Here is a 17,995-nt window from a genome sequence, read left to right as displayed (position 1 = left end):
TACCTGTCCGATCTGGCGGTAGGCGCAAGGATCGCCCGGCCGGACCGCCACCAGCGCAGCCGACGACGGGAGACCCACGGTGCCGGCGTACGGCTTCCACGCCTCGCACGAACAGTTCCGCCCGAGTGAACTGCTGCGGTTGGCGGTGGCGGCGGAGCAGGCCGGCTTCGACCGAGCCATGTGCTCGGACCACTTCGCCCCGTTCGGCCCCGAGCAGGGCGAGTCGGGTTTCGCCTGGTCCTGGTTGGGCGCCGCGCTGGCCCGTACCGATCTGCCGTTCGGGGTGGTGAACGCGCCCGGACAGCGGTACCACCCGGCGCTCGTCGCGCAGGCCGCCGCGACCCTGGCGGAGATGTTCCCCGGCCGATTCTGGCTGGCCGTGGGGAGCGGGCAGGCGCTCAACGAACACGTCACCGGGGAACGCTGGCCGAGCAAACCGGAGCGCAACACCCGGCTCCGCGAATGCGTCGAGGTGATCCGGGCGCTCTTCGCCGGTGAGTGCGTCAGCCACCGTGGGCTGGTCACCGTCGACCGGGCCGTGCTGTGGACCCGCCCGGTCGAGCCACCACCGGTGTACGCGGCAGCCGTCACCCCGGCCACCGCAGGCTGGGCGGCCTCCTGGGCCGACGGCCTGATCACCGTCAACCAGCCCGTGCCGAAGGTCCGGGAGGTGATCGAGGCGTACCGGGGCGCGGGCGGCGGTGGCCCGGTGCTGTTGCAGGTACACGTGTCCTGGGCAGCCGACGAACCGGCCGCGCTGCGGCAGGCACACGAGCAGTGGCGTACCGCGATCCTGGGCAGCGACGCCGGTTGGGATCTCGCCCTGCCGGACGACCTGGCCGTGGCCACCGCCCACGTACGCCCCGAGGACATGCGCGAACACGTCCTGATCTCCAGCGATCCGGGCCGGCACGCCCAGTGGCTGCACGAGTACGCCGAACTGGGCGTGGACGAGTGCTACCTGCACCAGGTCGGCCGGGACCAGGACGCCTTCCTCGACACCTTCAGTACCCACGTCCTACCGGAGCTGCGATGAACTATCCCCCGATCGACTCGTACGCCTTCCTCTCCGACACCCACACGGCCGCGCTGGTCGCCGACGACGGCGCGGTCGAGTGGTTCTGCGTGCCGCACTTCGCCGGCGACGCGGTCTTCGCCCGCCTGCTGGATCGTCGCGTCGGCGGGTTCCTCGAACTGTCCGTCGCGGGTGGTGGCCGACCGGCCCGCCGGTACCTGCCGGACACCCTGGTCCTGGAGAGCCGGTGGGTGACCCCGGGCGGCACGGCGGTCGTCCACGACTTCCTGGCGGTGGCGCCCGGCGACGAGGCCCAGCCGTTGCGCGCGGACAAGATCCTGGTCCGCCGGGTGACGGTCGAACAGGGCACGATCCGGCTGTCCGCCCGGGTGGTGCCCCGGGTCGGGTACGGCGCCCGGGAGGTCGCCTGGGAGCAGGCGGGCGGGCGGTGGCGGGCCACCGGCACCGACCTGTGGATCGGCTCCGACCTGCCCGGTGAGATGACCGGCGCACAGCTGCGCTTCGAGGCCGAGCTGGCCGCCGGTACGACGGTGGCACTGCTGGTCGGCTACGACGACGACGCCGACGCCGTCGACCCGGACGAGTTGCTGGCGCGTACCTGCCGGACCTGGCAGGAGTGGTCGGCGCGCAGCGACTACACCGGCTTCGGCGCCGACGCTGTCCGGCACAGCGCGCTGGTGCTGCGCGGGCTCGCCTTCGACGAGACCGGCGCGTTGATCGCCGCGCCCACCACCAGCCTGCCGGAGGAGATCGGCGGGGTCCGCAACTGGGACTACCGGTACGCCTGGCACCGCGACGCGGCGCTGCTGCTGCTCGCCCTGTTCCGGCTCGGTCACGCCGAGGAGGGCCGGCGGTACCTGCACTTCCTGCTCTCCGTCTGCACCGGTGACCTGCTCACCCCACTTGTCGACATCCTCGGCGGCACCGCCGACGAGGAGGAGCTGGACCACCTGGAGGGGTACGCCGGTTCCCGGCCGGTACGGATCGGCAACGAGGCCGCCGAACAGGTGCAGTTCGACACGTACGGGCACGTGCTGGACGCCGCGCTGGTGTACCAGGAACTCACCGGCGACCTGACCGACGACCAGTGGGCGTTGCTGCGCAAGCACGTGGACGTGATGGCCGACCGGTGGCACGAGCCGGACCACGGCATCTGGGAGATCCGCGGACCACGCCAGCACTATGTCAACGCGAAGGTGATGACCTGGGTCTGTCTGGACCGGGGGGTCCGGCTGGCGGAGCTGCTCGACGACCGGACGGCCGAGGTCGAGCGGTGGCGCACGGCCCGCGACGCGGTGCACGCCGAGGTCCTGGAACGCGGCTTCGACCCGCAGGTCGGCAGCTTCGTGATGACGTACGGGTCGACCGAGCTGGACGCCTCGCTGCTGCGCATCCCGTTGGTCGGTTTCCTGCCCGGCGACGACCCACGGATGCTCGCCACCATCGACCGGCTGCGCCAGGAACTGGAGATCGGCCCCGGCCTGCTGCAGCGGTACCGGGCCGACGACGGGCTACCCGGCAAGGAGGGTGCCTTCCTGCTCTGCTCGTTCGAGCTGGTGTCGGCGCTGGTGCTGGGCGGCCGGCGGGACGAGGCCCGGAAGGTCTTCGACCAGCTCGTCGGGTACGCCGGACCGCTCGGCCTGTACGCCGAACAGCTCGCCGCCTACGGCACCGCGCTGGGCAACTATCCGCAGGCCTTCACCCACCTCGCGCTGATCGAGGCGGCACTGAACCTGGACGACGCGGGCGATCGGGAGGCCCTCCACGCCTGGGCCGCCCGCGGCGGCCTCTAGCCCGGCTGGCCCGGCGGGGTGCCGGTCACGGGCGCGGGGTGTGTCGGTCACGGGCGCGGGGTGTCGGTCACAGGCGCGGGGTGTCGGTCACCGCACGGGGGTGTCGGTCACCGCACGGGGTGTCGGTCACCTGCCGGGAACCAGGTTGGGCTGGGAAGCGACTATCGGTACATGGGGTGCGAGCGGTGGCGGGAGATTCTTTCGGCCCAGTTGGATGGCGAGGCGACGCCGGACGAGGAACGGTCGGTCGGTCGTCATCTGGATGCCTGCGCGGGCTGCCGCGGCTGGCTGGACTCGGCGGCGACGGTGACCCGGCGATCCCGTACCCAGGTGGTGACCGGGCTGCCCGACCTGACCGATGCCATCCTCGCCGCGGCCCCGCCACCCCGCCGCCGACGTCGGCTCGCGTCGCTGCCCCAGCGGATCACCGCGGTCACCGGGCTGCGCTCCGCGCTCGGCCTGCTCGGCGCGGTGCAGTTGGTACTCGGCCTGGCCCAGATCGGGCGGGCCGAGGTGGCCCAGCACCTGCATGATTCCGGCCAGCACCTGTGGCACGAGTCGGCCGCCTGGAACGTCGCGGTCGGGGCCGGTTTCCTCTTCGTCGCACTGCGCCGCACCCGCCCCTCCGGGTTGCTGCCGATGCTCAGTGCCTTCGTGGCGACCCTCGTCCTACTGTCGGTCAACGACCTCGTCGCCTCCCAGGTAGCCGTGGAACGCCTGGTCAGCCACGGTTTCCTGGTGGTCGGCTACTTGATCACCCTGCTGCTGGCCCGTAGCCTGCGGCAGCCCGACGACCCGATCGACCGGCACCGCCCGGAACGGTCCCGGTGGCGGCTACGGCTCGACGAGACCGACGAGCCCGCGACCCTACGCCTGCTGCCGCCCTACTCGGCCCAGGCCCGCGAAGCCACCACCAGCCGCGCCGCCTGAGCACCCGTCCACCGCCCTGCTCACCCCTGCCCGCACTGCCCACACCCCTGCCCGCTCTGCCGCTCTGCCCACTCTGCGGCTCTGCCTCCCCCTACTCGGCGCTTGCGCGGCTGCCGGAGCCACCCGACCGCGCGCCCTGTACCGAAGTGGGCCGGAGGGTCGGCCAGGCCGGGAAGCGGAGTCAGCCGGGAAGCGGAGTCAGCCGGCAAGCGGAGTCAGCCGGCTGCGCCGGGGCGACCGCCGCGACGGTCGGTGAGCGACGGTCGCATCGCCGCGACCAGGTCCTCCCGGGCCCGGGCGACCCGGGACCTGATGGTGCCGACCGGGACGTCGCACACCTGGGCGGCTTCGGCGTACGACAGGCCGAGTAGTTGGGTGCTCACGAACGCCTCCCGACGGTCCGGGGCGAGGCCGTCGAGCAGCCCGAGCAACGCCACCTCCTCGTCGACTCCGGCGCGTACCCCGGCGGGGGTGGCCTCGGCGGCGGTCTGCCAGTCGGCGAGGTTCGCGGTGCGGGGTCGGACGGTGGCGGCCCGCACCTGGTCGACGGCGACCCGGCGGGCGATGGAGAGCAGCCAGGTGCGGGCGGTGGACCGGCCGGCGAACGACGGCAACGAGCGCCAGGCCCGCAGGTATGTCTCCTGGACCAGGTCGTCGACCTCACGCACACCGGGCAGGTGGGCCAGGAACCGCCGTACGTCGTGCTGGGTCGCGCGGACGAACGCCGCGGCGGCAGCCTGATCTCCCCGGCCCGCGTCGAACGCGTACCGGGTGATGTCGTCGGTCACCGCTGTCATCGACGTATTGGTCGGCCGCCGACCCGGATTGGTTCCCGCGTCGTTCCGACATCGACGTCGCCACGTTCCCGGGCGGCCCGGGGCAGCGCCGTAGACTGCGACGATGAGGCGCACAACGTGAGCGACCGGCCCGGACCGTACGGGCATGTGTGCCGGGCGTACGACGACCCCGCCGGTTTCGCGGCCGGCGCGGAGGAGTTCCTGCGCGCGGGTCTGGCCGCCGGTGAGCGGGTCTGGTACGTCGTCGCCGGCCCGGCCGAGCCGGTCCGGGAGCGGCTGCGCGGTGTCGACCTCTTCGCCCAGGCACTGCTGTCCGGTGCCGCCGAGGTCCGTGCCCTCGACGCGGCGTACACCACCGGCACGGTGATCGATCCCGCCGGCCAGGTGGCGGTGTACCGGGCGGCCACGCGCCGGGCCCTCGCCGCCGGCTACAGCGGACTACGGGTCGCCGCCAGCTGCACCGATCTGGTCCGCACGGCACCGCAGCGGGACGCGTTCGCCCGCTACGAGCAGCGGATCAACCGGATGATGCGCAGCGAGGCATTCCGGGCCATGTGCGGATACCACCGGCCGGCACTGGGTGACCAGGCGGTCGCCGAGCTGGCCTGCCTGCATCCGGGACACAACGTCGCCGGCCTGCGGTTCGGGTTGTACGCGACGGCCGCCGACGCCGGTCACGCCACGCTCGTCGGTGAACTCGACCCCGCCAACCACGAACTGTTCCGCATCGCCCTGGACCGGACGGAGCTACAGCCCGTCGACGGCGAGTTGGTGCTGGACGCGAGCGACCTACGCTTTCTCGACCACCGTACGCTGATCCACCTGAGTGAACACGCCCAGCAGCGCGACGCGCGGCTGGTGCTGCGGGGCTGCCGCGCCGGCACCGCCCGGCTCGCCGCCCTGCTGGACCTGCCCGCCCTGAACGTGGAGGTGACCCGGTGAGAACGGGTCCGGCCGCCGGACGATCCGGCTACTTCCACGAGGCCCTCTGCTACGCCTCCGACGACGAGTTGCTCGCCGTCACCGTGCCGTTCCTGCTCGGCGGGGTGGCGGCGGGTGAACCGACCTTCGTGGCGTTCGGCGAACGTACCGCCGGCCTGGTCCGCTCCGCGTTGCCGGCCGGGCACGGTATCGAGTTCCTGACCGGCGGTGACGTCTACGCCCGGCCGACCGCCGCCGTACGGATGTACCGCCAGCTCCTCGCCGACCTGGTGGCGGGCGGGGCGACCCAGATCCGGATCATCGGGGAGGTACCCCGGGTCGGGCTCGGGTCGACCTGGGACTGGTGGGCACGGTACGAGGCGGCGATCAACCGCGCGTACGACGACTGGCCGTTGTGGAGCATGTGCGCGTACGACACCCGGATCACGCCGGCCGCGGCGCTGGCGGACGTCGGCGCCACCCATCCGTGCTTCGCCCGGCCCGACGGACGGCACGTGCCCAGTCGCGGTTACCTCGGCCCGGAGTCCTTCCTGCGCCGGAATCCCCCGATGCCGGCCGACCCGATCCAGGCGGACCCACCGCTGGTCGAGCTGACCGACCCGACCGCCGCCCAGGCGCGGGCGGCGGTGCACCGGGTGGGCCAGGGAGGTCGGCTGTCGGAGGACGACCTCGACGACTTCGTGGTCGCGGTCAGCGAGACCGTGACCAACGCGCTACGGCACGGCTGCCCACCGGTGCGGCTGCGGCTGTGGGCGGCGCCGGAGCGCGTCGTGGCCACCGTCCGCGACGGGGGGCGTGGGCCGGCGGATCCGTACGCCGGTCTACTGCTGGCGGCTGACGGCAAACCCGGCGGGCTGGGTCTGTGGATCACCCACCAGTCCTGCAACCACGTCACCCAGCGCCGCGACGCCGAGGGCTTCACCCTGCGGCTCACCGCCGGCCGGCCGCCGGGCTGAACACGGACGAACCGCCGGGCGGCGAGGGCCGGCCCGGCGGTTCGAGTGCTGCGGAGGTCAGCTCCGGAACGCGTCCTTGATCTTCTCACCGGCCTGCTTGAAGTTGGCGCGGGTCTGGTCGGCGCGGCCCTCGGCCTCCAACCGTTCGTTGTCGGTAGCGCGGCCGACGCCCTCCTTGACCTTGCCGGTGGTGTTCTCGGTGCTGTTATTGAACTTGTCCTCGACACCCATGTCAGCCTCCCGGGGTTCGTTACGCGGGTACGTCGATTAGGTACCCAGCCGCGCACGGGCAAACCATTCCGGGTTCAGGAAACCGGGCGGAACCGGCGGAGTCGGAGACTGTTGGCCACCACGAAGACCGAGGAGAAGGCCATCGCCGCGCCGGCGATCATCGGGTTGAGTAGCCCGGCCGCGGCCAGTGGCAGCGCCGCCACGTTGTACGCGAACGCCCAGAACAGGTTGCCCTTGATCGTGCCGAGGGTGCGGCGGGCGAGCCGGATGGCGTCCACGGCGGCCAGCAGGTCGTCCCGGACCAGGGTCAGGTCGGACGCCTCGATCGCCACGTCCGTGCCGGTGCCCATGGCCAGTCCGAGGTCGGCCTGGGCGAGCGCGGCGGCGTCGTTCACCCCGTCGCCGACCATCGCCACCGCCCGCCCGTCGGCCTGTAGCCGGGAGACGACCTCGACCTTCTCCGCCGGCAGCACCTCCGCGATCACCTCGTCGATGCCCACCTCGGCGGCCACCGCCGCGGCGACGGTGGCGTTGTCGCCGGTGAGCAGGACCGGGGTCAGGCCCAGCGCGCGGAGCCGGCGTACCGCCTCCCGGCTGGTCGGCTTGACCTGGTCGGCCACCGCGAGCATGCCCCGGGCCCGGCCGTCCCAGCCGACCAGCACGGCCGTGCGACCCGCGGCCTCCGCGTCGGTCGCCGCCCGCGCCAGGTCGTCCGGTACGACGAGTCCCCGGTCGCGCAGCAGCCGGGGGCGGCCGAGCAGTACCTCGTGGCCGTCCACCGTGCCGGTCACGCCCAGCCCAGCGGCGTTGCCGAAGCCGGTGACCGGTGGCAGCTCGCCCAGTTCGGCGGCGGCGGCCACCACCGCCCGGGCGACCGGGTGCTCGGAGCCGGCCTCCAGCGCGGCGGCCCGCCGCAGCACCTCGGCACGCTGCTCGCCCGCGCCGGGTTGGACGTCGAGCAGGGTCATCCGGCCGGTGGTGACGGTGCCGGTCTTGTCCAGCACGACGGTGTCCACCCGTCGGGTGGACTCCAGGGCCTCGGGCCCCTTGATCAGGACGCCGAGTTGGGCGCCGCGCCCGGTGCCGACCAGCAACGCGGTCGGGGTGGCCAGGCCGAGGGCGCACGGGCAGGCGATGATCAGTACGGCCACCGCGGCGGTGAAGGCGGCGGTCGGTCCGGCGCCGGAGCCGAGCCACCAGCCGAGCGTGCCGACGGCCAGCGCGATGACGATCGGTACGAAGACCCCCGAGATGCGGTCGGCGAGCCGCTGGGCGGCGGCCTTGCCGGTCTGCGCCTGCTCGACCAGCCGGGCCATCTGGGCCAGTTGGGTGTCGGCGCCGACCCGGGTGGCGGTGACCACCAGCCGACCGCCGACGTTGACGCAGCCGCCGATGACGGCGTCGCCCGCACCCACCTCGACCGGCACCGACTCACCGGTGACCAGGCTGGCGTCCACCGCCGAGGAACCCTCGTGCACCGTCCCGTCGGTGGCGATCTTCTCGCCGGGCCGGACCACGAACCGGTCCCCCACCGCGAGCTGCTCCACCGGGATCCGGATCTCCACCCCGGCGCGGAGCACCGCGACGTCCTTGGCGCCCAGCTCGAGCAGGGCTCGCAGGGCGGCTCCGGCGGTGCGCTTCGCACGGGCCTCGAAGTACCGCCCGGCGAGGATGAACGCGGTCACCCCGGCCGCCGCTTCGAGGTAGATGTTGCCGGCCCCGTCGGTGCGGCTGATGTCGATGCTGAACGGGTGGGTCATCCCCGGCGCACCGGCGGTGCCGAGGAAGAGTGCCCAGATCGACCAGCCGAAGGCGGCCAGGGTGCCCACCGAGACCAGGGTGTCCATGGTCGCGGCGCCGTGGCGCAGGTTGACCAGGGCGGCCCGGTGGAACGGCAGCCCGCCGTAGACCACCACCGGGGCGGCCAGCGTCAGCGACAGCCACTGCCAGTAGGTGAACTGCCAGGCCGGCACCATGGCCAGCCCGATCACCGGCACGGCCAGCAGCACCGAGACCCAGAGCCGGGTACGCAGGCTGCGCAGTTCGTCGACGGGTTCGGCGGGGGCGGCCGGCTCGGTGGGCGGCGGCGGCAGCGTCGCCCGGTAGCCGGTCTTCTCCACCGTGGCGATCAGGTCGTCCGGGGTGACCGACGCGTCGTACGACACGGTGGCCTTCTCGGTGGCGTAGTTCACGGTGGCCTGCACGCCGTCCATCCGGTTGAGTTTCTTCTCGATCCGGGCGGCGCAGGAGGCGCAGGTCATGCCGCCGATCGACAGCTCGATCAGGTTCGTCGCGGTGGGCAACGGTCGGCTCGTGGTCATCGCTGGTCCCGTCAGTCGTGCCCGTGTCCGGGCGTGCCGTGCCCGTCGTCGGGCCCGGCGGCTTCCGGCGCGGGGATGCTGCCCGGGTCGCCGAGGTGCACGGTGAACTCGGCGGTGCGCACCTTCCCACCGTGGCTGAAGTCGAGGTAGAGCCGGTATGCCCCGGCGGAGGGGAACTCGGTGGTGAAGCTCACCCGGGGGCCGGCAGCGGTCCGCCCGTCGCCCGGTACCCCCTCGGGGTGCACGTGCAGGTACCCGAGGTCGCCCCGACGCAACGCCACCAGGTGCCCGTACGCGCCGAGGTAGGGATCGAGGTCGGTGACCGGTACGCCGTCGCGGCGGACGGTCAGCGTCAGCGTCGAGGCCCGGCCGGGTTGCGGCGTACCCGCGAGTTCGACGGTGTAGCCGTCGACCGTGCTGCTGCTCGCCGGGGCGGGCAGCGGTCGTTCGGTCAGCTGGCCGGGGACGGTGACGTCGACGCCGAGGGTCAGCGGCTCGGCACCGGTGGGGGTGAAGTCGGCGAACGCCCGCCACACGCCGGGCGAGTCCAGCGGTGACGCGACCCGCCAGGTGCCGTCGGCGGCCAGTTCCGGGTGCACGTGCCGGAATCCGGAGAGGTCGCGGCGGGCGACGATCAGGTGCATCCGCTTGTCGTGGCTGACGTCGTACCCGGTGACCGATTGCCCGTCGGGCCCGGTGATCCGGAAGGCGAACTCGCCCGGCGGCGCGTCGACCGGCACCAGGGTGTAGCCGCGGTCGGCGACCAGCAGGCCGCCGGGCTGCCGTCCGGCCGGGTCCGGCGCGTCGGTCCCGGGGTCGTCCGGGTGGTGTCCGGAGCCGTCCGCTTCCGGTCCGGGCACCGCGGGGGCGTGGCCGACGGTCCCCGGATGTTCGTCGGCGACGACGGTGGTGACGGGGCCGGTCACCTGGCCCACCCCGTACGCCGCGCCGAACACCGCCGCGAGGCCGAGGGCGAAGCCGCCGAGCTTCGTCGCTGTGTTCATCGTCGCCCTCCGGGCTCGCGGTTCATCGTCGCCCTCCGGGTCGCGCCGCCGGTCGCCTCAGGCACCGACCAGCTCGTAGCCGGCCTCGTCCACGGCCGCGCGTACCGCGTTCGCGTCGAGCGGCTGCACGCTGGTGACGGTCACCTGGCCGGCAGCCAGGTCGACCTGGACGTCGTCGACGCCCGGGAGCGCACCGACCTCGGCGCTGACCGAGTTGACGCAGTGCCCGCACGTCATGCCCTGCACCTGGTACGTCGTGGTGACCATGGAAGCTCTCCTCTCCGGGCGGCCCGGGGCGGGCCGGCACGTCGGCAATACCCGCAGGGGGTATCTCCGCCGACCGTAGCATACCCCCCAGGGGTAGGCTATCCTCGTGGCCATGACCACGCCTGCGCCGATCCGCGGCTACACCGCCAGCAAGGACCAACTGCTCGCCCGGTTGCGTCGGGTCGAGGGCCAGGTGCGGGGCGTCGAGAAGATGGTCGACGCCGACCGGTACTGCATCGACGTGCTCACCCAGATCTCCGCCATCCAGGCGGCCCTGGACAAGGTCGCCCTCGGGTTGCTCGACGGACACGCCCGGCACTGCATGCACGAAGGCGCCGCCGAGGGCCGCGCCGACGAGATGGCCACCGAGATGATGGCCGCCGTCGGCCGCCTGATGAAGCGGGGCTGAGCCAGCCCGCCCCGAGCACCCGGGGCCGGACGCCCCGGCCGGGTGCCGCCCCCGCGAACCGCCGACGAGCCCCCGCGACCTGCGTTCCGAGGCCGGGCTGGCTACCATTCGCACACGATGGCCTGCCGACATACGCGCCAACCGGCCCGCGCCCGCCGACGGGTGCCCACCGCCGCCGCTTCCCGGCGCCCGGCCGGAGTCGACCCAGCCCTCACCGTACGCGGCCGATCCGGCACTTTCCGGCCACCCCGGCCGCCCACCGCAACGGTCGTACGACGGCACTGAACCGACTCGCTCGCGGGCACGTACTCCGGTCTGGAAATCGTTGGGAGACTATTGGATGGGCGCCGACCACACCCGTTCCGCTCCGCCCACCCCGCCCCGGGTGCGGCGGATCCTCATCGTGACGGTGCTCCCCCTCTTCCTCGCCACGCTGGTGGCCGCCCTGGTGCTGTGGCCCCGGGACGCACCGCGCCCGGAGGCGGCCGACGACACACCCCGATACCACGGCACGGTCACCCGGGTGGTGACCGAACCCTGCCCGCCCAACCCGCTGGTCCCGGAGGGCACCCCGACGACCGCGGCGGGTCCGTGCGGTGTCGTCTCCGTGCGCGTACAGGACGGACCGGACGCCGGCCAGGAGGTCGCCACCCCGATCCCGGCCGGGCCGGGCGCACCCCGGGTCAGCGTGGACGACGAGGTGGTCCTGGTTTCGCTGACCGATCCCGAGGATCCGTCGATCAGCGCGTACAACATCGCCGAACACCAACGCGGCAAGCCGCTGATCTGGCTCGCGGTGCTCTTCGCCGCGGCCATCGTCGCCTTCGGACGACTCCGCGGCCTGGCCGCGCTGGCCGGCCTGGCGGCCAGCTTCGCCATCCTGCTGACCTTCGTGCTGCCCGGGATCAGCGCCGGACAGCCGCCGCTGGTCGTCGCCATCGTCGGCGCCGCGTTGATCATGTTCGTGGTGCTGTACCTGACGCACGGCATCTCCGCACAGACCTCGGTCGCCGTCCTCGGCACCCTCGGCGCCCTGGTACTCACCGGGCTGCTCGGCCTGGCCGCGACCAGTGCCACCCACCTGACCGGGTTCGGCAGCGAGGACGCCACCACCCTGTCCATGTTCCGGGCCGACGTGGACCTGCACGGCCTGCTGCTGGCCGGCATCATCATCGGCTCCCTGGGCGTACTCGACGACGTCACGGTCACCCAGGCCGCGGCGGTCACCGAACTGGCCCACGCCAACCGGAACTTCTCCCGCCTGGAGCTGTACCGCTCGGCGACCCGGGTGGGACGCGCACACATCGCCTCGGTGGTGAACACCATCGTGCTCGCGTACGCCGGCGCGTCGCTGCCCCTGCTGCTCCTGCTCACCGCCGACTCCCGCGCGCTGGGTCAGATCGTGACCAGCGAGTTCCTGGCCCAGGAGATCGTCCGCAGCGTGGTCGCCACGCTCGGGCTGATCGCCGCCGTACCGCTGACCACCGCCCTGGCCACGCTGGTCACCACCGCCGGTCGACGCCGCGGCGCCGAGGGCGAACCGGCCGACCGGCCCGACCCCACCGGCCCGGACAGCGCCGGCCCCAGTTCCCCCCGGCCGGCGACGGACCGGGCCGAGGCGCTCCAGGCCCTCAGCACACCGCGCACCCGCGACACGTCCCCCGCCACCTCCTCGGGGTGGCCCGACCCGGACAGGAGCACGGACACCAGATGGTGACACTCCTCAACGTGACCGCCGCCGTGACAATGGCCGGCAGAGGTGGCGTCGGTCACCCACCGCGATTACTAAATGACACATCTAGTCGGGTTCGGGACGTAGATGCCCGGATGGACTGTCGGGTAACCTCACAGCCGGTCACCGCCGAAGGCGCGCAGCGGCGCCTGCGGTGCCACCGCCCAATCGCCGTCAGGCGAGCCGGGGAACCAGGTACCTGGGGTGAATCCGCAACCGCGGTAGGGGCCACTTCCGTCCCGAACCCGTCAGCTAACCCGGTCGGCGGTCGATGGAAGGGAAGACAGTGACGGCACCCCTACGCCGCTGGTTGACACCCGTGGTGGCCGTGTTCGCCGCGTTCGCAGTGTTCGCCGGACCTCTGGCGGCACCCGCCACGGCCGCGCCGAAACCACCCAAGCCGGCGGATCACGACGACCCGCCGATTCTCGGCGACCTGATCGAGGCGACCGCCCGGGACTTCAGCAAGGCCAAGGCGAACCTGGAGAAGTCCAAGAAGAAGCAGCTCGCCCTCGCGTTGGAGGTCCGCCGCGCCCAGGCCGACCTGGACGCGCTCGCGCCGCAGGTCGCCGAGATCGCGACGCAGTCGTACCGGACCGGTCGGGTGGGCGCGATCGCGATGCTGTTGCAGAGCAACGCCCCTGACTCGTTCATCGACCGGGCGGCCGCGCTGGACGAGTTGAACCTGGTCAACGGCAAGAAGCTGGGCGAGGTCAACGCGGTCAAGCTGCGCGCCGAAACGGCCAAGCTCGCGCTCGACGCCGAGGTACGCGAGCAGCAGAAGCTGACCAACGACATGGCCCGCAAGAAGAGCGAGGCGGAGAAGTCGCTCCGGCTGGTCGGCGGCACCGCCCTGACCGGTGGTCTGGTGGCCGCGACCTCTCCGGTCGCCCGGGTCGCCCCCAACCGGGCGGCCGACGGCAGTTGGAAGCCCGAGTCGTGCAGCCAGAACGACCCGACCACGTCGGGCTGCATCACGCCCCGGACGCTGCACATGTACAAGGAGGTCAAGCGGGCCGGCTTCAACCGGTTCGTCGGCTGCTTCCGCCCCGGCGACAAGTTCGAACACCCCAAGGGCCGGGCGTGTGACTGGTCGTTGCAGAACAGCGGCTTCGCCCCGTGGCACAACGACGACACCCGGAAGTACGGCAACGACCTGGCGGCCTTCCTGGTCCGCAACGCCGACCGGCTGGGCGTCTACTACGTGATCTGGAACCGGCAGATCTGGTTCCTGACCAGCAACGAGTGGCGTTCCTACAGTGGCCCGTCGAACCACACGGACCACGTACACGTATCGCTGTTCTGAGCACCTGCGGCGCAGACTCCGAGGGCCGTTCCGCCGGTGGCGGAACGGCCCTCGCCGTTCGGGTGCGACCCGCCTGGGCCGACGGCCCCGCCCGCCGCCGGGTCAGGCCGCGGGCGCGACCGTCGAGGTCAGCTCGGCCGGTTCCGCGGCGACCGCCCGCACCTCACCGGCGGCCAGCCGGTACGACATGCCGACCACCGCGCAGCGGCCGGCGGTGACCTCGGCGGCGAGCGTCGCGGAGGAGGCGAGCATCGTCTCCACCGTCTGCGCGATGTGGATGTCGACGATCTGGTCCAACTCGTCCACCCCGGCAGCTTCCGCTCGGCGCAGGCTGGGCACCACGGCGTCGACCACCGCGCGCAGGTGACCCGACGGCGAGGTGCCGGTGGCCAACGCGGCCCGGGCCGCCTGTACGGCGCCGCACGAGTCGTGCCCCAGCACCACCACCAGCGGCGTACGCAGCACCGCGACCGCGTACTCCACGCTGCCCAGCACCTCGGGGCCGACGGTGTGTCCAGCGGTGCGGACCACGAAGAGGTCGCCCAGTCCACGGTCGAAGATGATCTCGGCCGCCAACCGCGAGTCGGAGCAGCCCACGATCACCGCGAACGGATGCTGCTCGGCGGCGACGGCGGCGCGGCGGCCGGCGTTCTGGTTGGGATGCCGAAGGGTGTCGCTGACGAACCGCTGGTTGCCGGCCGTCAGCTCGGCCAGCGCCAACTGCGGGGCACCCGGCAGGTCCGCAGTGAGCAGTTCCCGATCCGGCCCCGGCTGCCTGCCGATCGATCCAGGTCGACTCATCCGGCGTCACCTCGTTTCTCGGCGTAATGCCTGGTCACCCCGGCCGACGCTGGTCCCGGGTCGACATCACGGTCACACGCAGTACAAGCCACGTCAAGCAATGCGTGATATGCATTTCATGTATCCGAGGACGCTTGCGTTGCCGGACAGTGCACGTCCACGACCGGACGGCGCAGACCGGTGAACCCGAGGGCAGGTCATACGATGGCGGGCATGGCAACGACAGGCGGGCGGGAGAGCACCCGGAGCTGGACTTTCCTCACGAACCACGCACACGTGCTGCTCGCCATCGCCCGTAACCCCACCGCTCGGCTACGCGAGGTCGCCGACGAGGTGGGGGTGACCGAGCGGGCCGCCCAGGCCATCGTCGCGGACCTGGAGGCGGGCGGGTACCTGCACCGCACCCGGGTCGGACGACGCAACGAGTACACCCTCAACCCCGCCGGTCGGTTCCGCCACCCCGCCGAGGCCGACCGCCAGGTCGGTGACCTGCTGGCGCTGTTCACAGAGGATCCGGCGACCGGCCCGACCCCGTAGACCTGCGCCGAGATCCCCGGCCGAGCCAGAGCACGGCGTGGCGCGCTTCACCATCGCGGTGCCCCCGTGGCGCTGCGATCCGGCGCCGGGGCCGATAGGTTTGGTACGTGCCGTCCCTCGCGTTCGCCCGTCCACTGTGGCCGGCAACGCTGTGCGCGCTGCGGGATCTGACCCGTCTGGCGCTGGCGGCTCTCGTACTGGCGGTCGGTCTCGGCGGTGTCGCCGCGACCGGTCAGCCGGCCCGACCCGACGTCACCGCGCTGCCGGCCCGGCCGGTCGCCAACCTGGTCACGGCTCGACCGGTCGATTCCGTCCGGACGGCGGAGCAGTCGCCGACCCAGCCGGCAAGGGCGCTCGCCCCCACGCCGGAACCGGACCGAGCCGAGCGCCTCGCCGCCGTGCCCCCGGTCGTCGCGGTCGCCGCCCGACCCGACCGCGTACGTCCTGCCGCCGCCGAGGGTGGGGCGACCCGGCGCGGTCCGCCCACCGGCTGACCGAGGCGGGCTTCCCGACCCACCGGCGGCCATGACCGGCCAGCGCCGCGCACCCTCGCGGTGATCGACGCCGGGATCGCGCCCTCGCACCGGACGACCCGCGTCGCCACCGTGAATCCCGGCCCGCCGCGCGCACCGGTCCACCCGCACGCCGGACCAGATCCGCCTCACCGACCAGCACATTCGACGACCCTCATCCGACCACGAGGTGCTGATGATGCGAACCGCTCTCTCCGCTGTCCTGCTCGACGTGCCCCGGGCCGCCGCGATCTGGTTGAGCCTGCTGGGCGTCGTGACGCTCGCCGTCACCGGTCTCCTGCTGCACCCCCGCCGGTTCCGCTTCGACGCCGGTGCCCGGATCCGCGAAGCCGCCATGCCGAGTCGACCGGAACAGGCCGACCAGCAGCGGGACCAGGACCGCTGGGCCGAGGAGGTGACGGTGGCCGCCGACCGGGCCGAGGCGACATCGCACCGCCGACGCGAGGAATGGCTCGCCGCGCAGGACGAGGCCGAGCAGGCCTGGCAGGCATACGAGGCGGCGGAGGCGGACGTCCGCCGGTTGTCCGGCGCCGCCGGCATGCCACTGCCGCAGACCCCACGCACCCCGGCCGAGTACGCCGACCGGGAACGCTGGCTGCACCGGGCGGCACTGGACGCGTACTGGCGGCGGGAGCTGTCGGTGGAGCAACTCAGCGACGTCTTCGCCCACCGTGGGTGGGATCCCCGGCTGCATCCGGTCGAGCAGGAGTTGGTGTTGCGCCGAGCGGTACGCGACCACCTCTTCGCGCGGCAGCGGGCGGCCCGGCAGCGGGAGCAGGAAGCCTGGCAGGCCGCCGAGGTGGCTGCCGCCGCAGCCCGCAGCCTGCGGGAGGAGACGATCTCCGCACTGCTGCCCGCCGCCGAGCAGCACGATTCGATACTTCCGCTGACCGCGCTCGGTGCGGTCGAGCAGACCGGCGTCGAACAGACCCGAGAGATCGCGACTCCGGCGGTCGGTCGGGCCCCGGTCGCCGCGTACTGACCGCACCCGGCGCACCGCCGGACCCGGCCAAACCTGCCCACCCTCGGTGTCGGACCGACGGCGGGCGGGTACGACCACGCCGGACACGAGGAGGACCGACGTGGTCGCAGGCGGTGGCGGGCGTACGCCCGAGAAGGCGGTCCGGGCAGCCGGACCGCGACAGACCTGGGCGGCCCTGCCCTGGCTGGTCCGCTCCGCCGTGGTGTGGAGTGCCTGCCTGGTGGTGATCGCCGCCGGGCTCTACCTGCTGGCGCGGGTCACCCTGCTGGTCACGCCGCTGGCCATCGCACTGGCCGCCACCTTCTTCCTCGCCGCGCTGCTCGACCCGGTGCAGCTGGCGCTGCGGCGGCTACGGCTGCCCGCCGCACTGGCCGCCCTGCTCACCGTGCTGCTGCTGCTCGGCGTGCTGGGCGGCGTCGGGGTGCTGGTGTGGAACCTGACCGCCAACCAGTTCAGCGAGCTGGGCGACGAGCTGCAACAGGGTCTGGGGCGTACCCGCGATCTCATCACCGCCACCCTGCCCGTCACCGACGAACAGCTCGACGGTCTGCTCGCCCAGCTGCGCCAAGCGGTCACCGACCAGGAGGTCGACCCGGTCGCCAGCGCCCGGACCGTCGCCGAGGTCCTCGGCTCCGCCCTGCTCGCCCTGGTGTTGCTGTTCTTCCTGCTGAAGGACGGCCGGGGGATGTGGCACTGGACGCTGGACCGGATGGCCGGACCGAACCGGGAGGTCGCCGCCGAGGCGGGCCGGGTCGGCTGGCGCACCCTCGGCTCGTACAGTCGGGGCACCATGCTGATCGCGGGCATCGACGCGGTCGGCATCGGCCTGGCGCTGGTCCTGCTCGGCGTACCGCTGGCGTTCCCGCTGGCGTTGATCACGTTCATCGGCGGATTCGTGCCGATCGTCGGTGCCACCGTAGCCGGTGCGGTCGCGGTGCTGGTCGCGCTGGCCGCCGACGGCCCCACCACGGCGCTGCTCACCCTGGCCGCCGTGATCGCCGTCCAGCAGATCGAAGGGAACCTGCTGGAGCCGCTGGTGATGAAGCGCCAGGTACGGCTGCATCCGGTGGTGATCCTGCTCGCGGTGACCGCCGGTACCCTCATCGCCGGGATCGCCGGCGCCTTCGTCGCGGTCCCGATCGCCGCCGTCGCCTGGCGGATCATCGACAGCGTGCACCGCCAGCGCCAGGCCGCCGACCCGCCGACCGACCCACCGGCACCCTCGCCGGACCCACCGCCCGCGTCGGACCACCCCCCTCACCGACCGTCCGGACCACACCCCGAACCAGCCTGACCGCCACATTCCGCACGGACTCCGCCCGGACTCCGCGCGCCGAGGCCCACGGACCCACTCCCTACCCGGGCGACCCGACAGCGGGCGGCCGAGCCACGACCGAGCCGAAGGCGGGCGGCCGAGC

At 73.0% G+C, this 17,995-nt stretch carries 18 protein-coding genes and 1 riboswitch; of the genes, 12 read left to right on the top strand and 6 right to left on the bottom strand.

Annotated elements, in window-relative coordinates:
- Positions 1–79 precede the first annotated feature (79 nt).
- The 3 genes from D2L64_RS17620 to D2L64_RS17610 all read left to right on the top strand — a co-directional run bounded on the left by D2L64_RS17620 (position 80) and on the right by D2L64_RS17610 (position 3,759).
- Positions 80–1,036 carry a TIGR03885 family FMN-dependent LLM class oxidoreductase gene (locus D2L64_RS17620; protein ID WP_119577921.1) on the top strand — a complete coding sequence of 319 codons (957 nt, stop codon included), beginning with the start codon at positions 80–82 and terminating at the stop codon, positions 1,034–1,036.
- Positions 1,033–2,829: a glycoside hydrolase family 15 protein gene (locus D2L64_RS17615; protein WP_119577920.1), complete on the top strand. Its 1,797-nt coding sequence runs from the start codon at positions 1,033–1,035 to the stop codon at positions 2,827–2,829. Before D2L64_RS17620 ends, D2L64_RS17615 begins: the two co-directional genes overlap by 4 nt.
- A gap of 171 nt (positions 2,830–3,000) precedes the next feature.
- Positions 3,001–3,759, top strand: coding sequence for a zf-HC2 domain-containing protein (locus D2L64_RS17610; RefSeq protein ID WP_119577918.1), 759 nt, complete (start codon positions 3,001–3,003; stop codon positions 3,757–3,759).
- Between the two features lie 215 nt (positions 3,760–3,974).
- Here D2L64_RS17610 and D2L64_RS17605 read toward each other — a convergent pair whose 3' ends face one another.
- Positions 3,975–4,547, bottom strand: coding sequence for a sigma-70 family RNA polymerase sigma factor (locus tag D2L64_RS17605; RefSeq protein ID WP_119577916.1), 573 nt, complete (start codon positions 4,545–4,547; stop codon positions 3,975–3,977).
- Between the two features lie 126 nt (positions 4,548–4,673).
- On the opposite strand from D2L64_RS17605, the gene D2L64_RS17600 reads away from it, so the two are divergent.
- On the top strand, positions 4,674–5,498 hold the full coding sequence (locus D2L64_RS17600) for an MEDS domain-containing protein (protein ID WP_119577914.1): 825 nt from the start codon (positions 4,674–4,676) through the stop codon (positions 5,496–5,498).
- Complete coding sequence (locus D2L64_RS17595; RefSeq protein ID WP_119577913.1) at positions 5,495–6,454, top strand: sensor histidine kinase; 960 nt, start codon at positions 5,495–5,497, stop codon at positions 6,452–6,454. Before D2L64_RS17600 ends, D2L64_RS17595 begins: the two co-directional genes overlap by 4 nt.
- Before the next feature lie 57 nt (positions 6,455–6,511).
- On the opposite strand, the gene D2L64_RS17590 is transcribed toward D2L64_RS17595, so the two are convergent.
- The 4 genes from D2L64_RS17590 to D2L64_RS17575 form a co-directional block, all read right to left on the bottom strand.
- Positions 6,512–6,685 carry a CsbD family protein gene (locus D2L64_RS17590; protein ID WP_119577911.1) on the bottom strand — a complete coding sequence of 58 codons (174 nt, stop codon included), beginning with the start codon at positions 6,683–6,685 and terminating at the stop codon, positions 6,512–6,514.
- A 74-nt stretch (positions 6,686–6,759) separates the two neighbouring features.
- Positions 6,760–9,006 carry a heavy metal translocating P-type ATPase gene (locus D2L64_RS17585; RefSeq protein ID WP_119577909.1) on the bottom strand — a complete coding sequence of 749 codons (2,247 nt, stop codon included), beginning with the start codon at positions 9,004–9,006 and terminating at the stop codon, positions 6,760–6,762.
- Between the two features lie 11 nt (positions 9,007–9,017).
- Entirely contained in the window at positions 9,018–10,010 is a 993-nt protein-coding gene (locus D2L64_RS17580; RefSeq protein WP_119577907.1) for a hypothetical protein, read from the bottom strand.
- A 57-nt stretch (positions 10,011–10,067) separates the two neighbouring features.
- Positions 10,068–10,277, bottom strand: coding sequence for a heavy-metal-associated domain-containing protein (locus tag D2L64_RS17575; RefSeq protein WP_119577905.1), 210 nt, complete (start codon positions 10,275–10,277; stop codon positions 10,068–10,070).
- A 112-nt stretch (positions 10,278–10,389) separates the two neighbouring features.
- Here D2L64_RS17575 and D2L64_RS17570 point away from each other — a divergent pair, with 112 nt between their 5' ends.
- From D2L64_RS17570 to D2L64_RS17560, 3 genes are all read left to right on the top strand, one after another.
- On the top strand, positions 10,390–10,686 hold the full coding sequence (locus D2L64_RS17570) for a metal-sensitive transcriptional regulator (protein ID WP_119578019.1): 297 nt from the start codon (positions 10,390–10,392) through the stop codon (positions 10,684–10,686).
- 340 nt (positions 10,687–11,026) lie between these two features.
- Positions 11,027–12,403, top strand: a complete 1,377-nt coding sequence (locus tag D2L64_RS17565; RefSeq protein WP_119577903.1) for a YibE/F family protein — start codon at positions 11,027–11,029, stop codon at positions 12,401–12,403.
- A gap of 166 nt (positions 12,404–12,569) precedes the next feature.
- Positions 12,570–12,700: riboswitch (cyclic di-AMP (ydaO/yuaA leader) on the top strand.
- Between the two features lie 4 nt (positions 12,701–12,704).
- On the top strand, positions 12,705–13,724 hold the full coding sequence (locus D2L64_RS17560; RefSeq protein ID WP_119577901.1) for a coiled-coil domain-containing protein: 1,020 nt from the start codon (positions 12,705–12,707) through the stop codon (positions 13,722–13,724).
- 102 nt (positions 13,725–13,826) lie between these two features.
- On the opposite strand, the gene D2L64_RS17555 is transcribed toward D2L64_RS17560, so the two are convergent.
- Entirely contained in the window at positions 13,827–14,525 is a 699-nt protein-coding gene (locus tag D2L64_RS17555) for a carbonic anhydrase (protein WP_119577899.1), read from the bottom strand.
- 204 nt (positions 14,526–14,729) lie between these two features.
- On the opposite strand from D2L64_RS17555, the gene D2L64_RS17550 reads away from it, so the two are divergent.
- From D2L64_RS17550 to D2L64_RS17535, 4 genes are all read left to right on the top strand, one after another.
- The gene (locus D2L64_RS17550) at positions 14,730–15,062 is read left to right on the top strand and encodes a helix-turn-helix transcriptional regulator (RefSeq protein WP_119577897.1); all 333 of its coding nucleotides are present in this window, start codon (positions 14,730–14,732) and stop codon (positions 15,060–15,062) included.
- 107 nt (positions 15,063–15,169) lie between these two features.
- Positions 15,170–15,556, top strand: coding sequence for a hypothetical protein (locus D2L64_RS17545; RefSeq protein WP_119577895.1), 387 nt, complete (start codon positions 15,170–15,172; stop codon positions 15,554–15,556).
- A gap of 217 nt (positions 15,557–15,773) precedes the next feature.
- The gene (locus D2L64_RS17540; protein WP_233559004.1) at positions 15,774–16,577 is read left to right on the top strand and encodes a hypothetical protein; all 804 of its coding nucleotides are present in this window, start codon (positions 15,774–15,776) and stop codon (positions 16,575–16,577) included.
- A 100-nt stretch (positions 16,578–16,677) separates the two neighbouring features.
- The gene (locus tag D2L64_RS17535; protein WP_119577891.1) at positions 16,678–17,871 is read left to right on the top strand and encodes an AI-2E family transporter; all 1,194 of its coding nucleotides are present in this window, start codon (positions 16,678–16,680) and stop codon (positions 17,869–17,871) included.
- Positions 17,872–17,995 lie beyond the last annotated feature (124 nt).

Source organism: Micromonospora radicis (assembly GCF_003583405.1).
GTDB lineage: Bacteria > Actinomycetota > Actinomycetes > Mycobacteriales > Micromonosporaceae > Micromonospora > Micromonospora radicis.
This window is presented reverse-complemented; position numbering and strand designations above follow the sequence as displayed.

Coding starts and splice junctions, on each gene's coding strand:
- D2L64_RS17615 (WP_119577920.1), top strand. CDS start 1,033: ATGAACTATCCCCCGATCGACTCGTACGCCTTCCTCTCCGACACCCAC.
- D2L64_RS17610 (WP_119577918.1), top strand. CDS start 3,001: ATGGGGTGCGAGCGGTGGCGGGAGATTCTTTCGGCCCAGTTGGATGGC.
- D2L64_RS17590 (WP_119577911.1), bottom strand. CDS start 6,685: ATGGGTGTCGAGGACAAGTTCAATAACAGCACCGAGAACACCACCGGC.
- D2L64_RS17585 (WP_119577909.1), bottom strand. CDS start 9,006: ATGACCACGAGCCGACCGTTGCCCACCGCGACGAACCTGATCGAGCTG.
- D2L64_RS17580 (WP_119577907.1), bottom strand. CDS start 10,010: ATGAACACAGCGACGAAGCTCGGCGGCTTCGCCCTCGGCCTCGCGGCG.
- D2L64_RS17575 (WP_119577905.1), bottom strand. CDS start 10,277: ATGGTCACCACGACGTACCAGGTGCAGGGCATGACGTGCGGGCACTGC.
- D2L64_RS17570 (WP_119578019.1), top strand. CDS start 10,390: ATGACCACGCCTGCGCCGATCCGCGGCTACACCGCCAGCAAGGACCAA.
- D2L64_RS17565 (WP_119577903.1), top strand. CDS start 11,027: ATGGGCGCCGACCACACCCGTTCCGCTCCGCCCACCCCGCCCCGGGTG.
- D2L64_RS17555 (WP_119577899.1), bottom strand. CDS start 14,525: ATGAGTCGACCTGGATCGATCGGCAGGCAGCCGGGGCCGGATCGGGAA.
- D2L64_RS17550 (WP_119577897.1), top strand. CDS start 14,730: ATGGCGGGCATGGCAACGACAGGCGGGCGGGAGAGCACCCGGAGCTGG.
- D2L64_RS17540 (WP_233559004.1), top strand. CDS start 15,774: ATGCGAACCGCTCTCTCCGCTGTCCTGCTCGACGTGCCCCGGGCCGCC.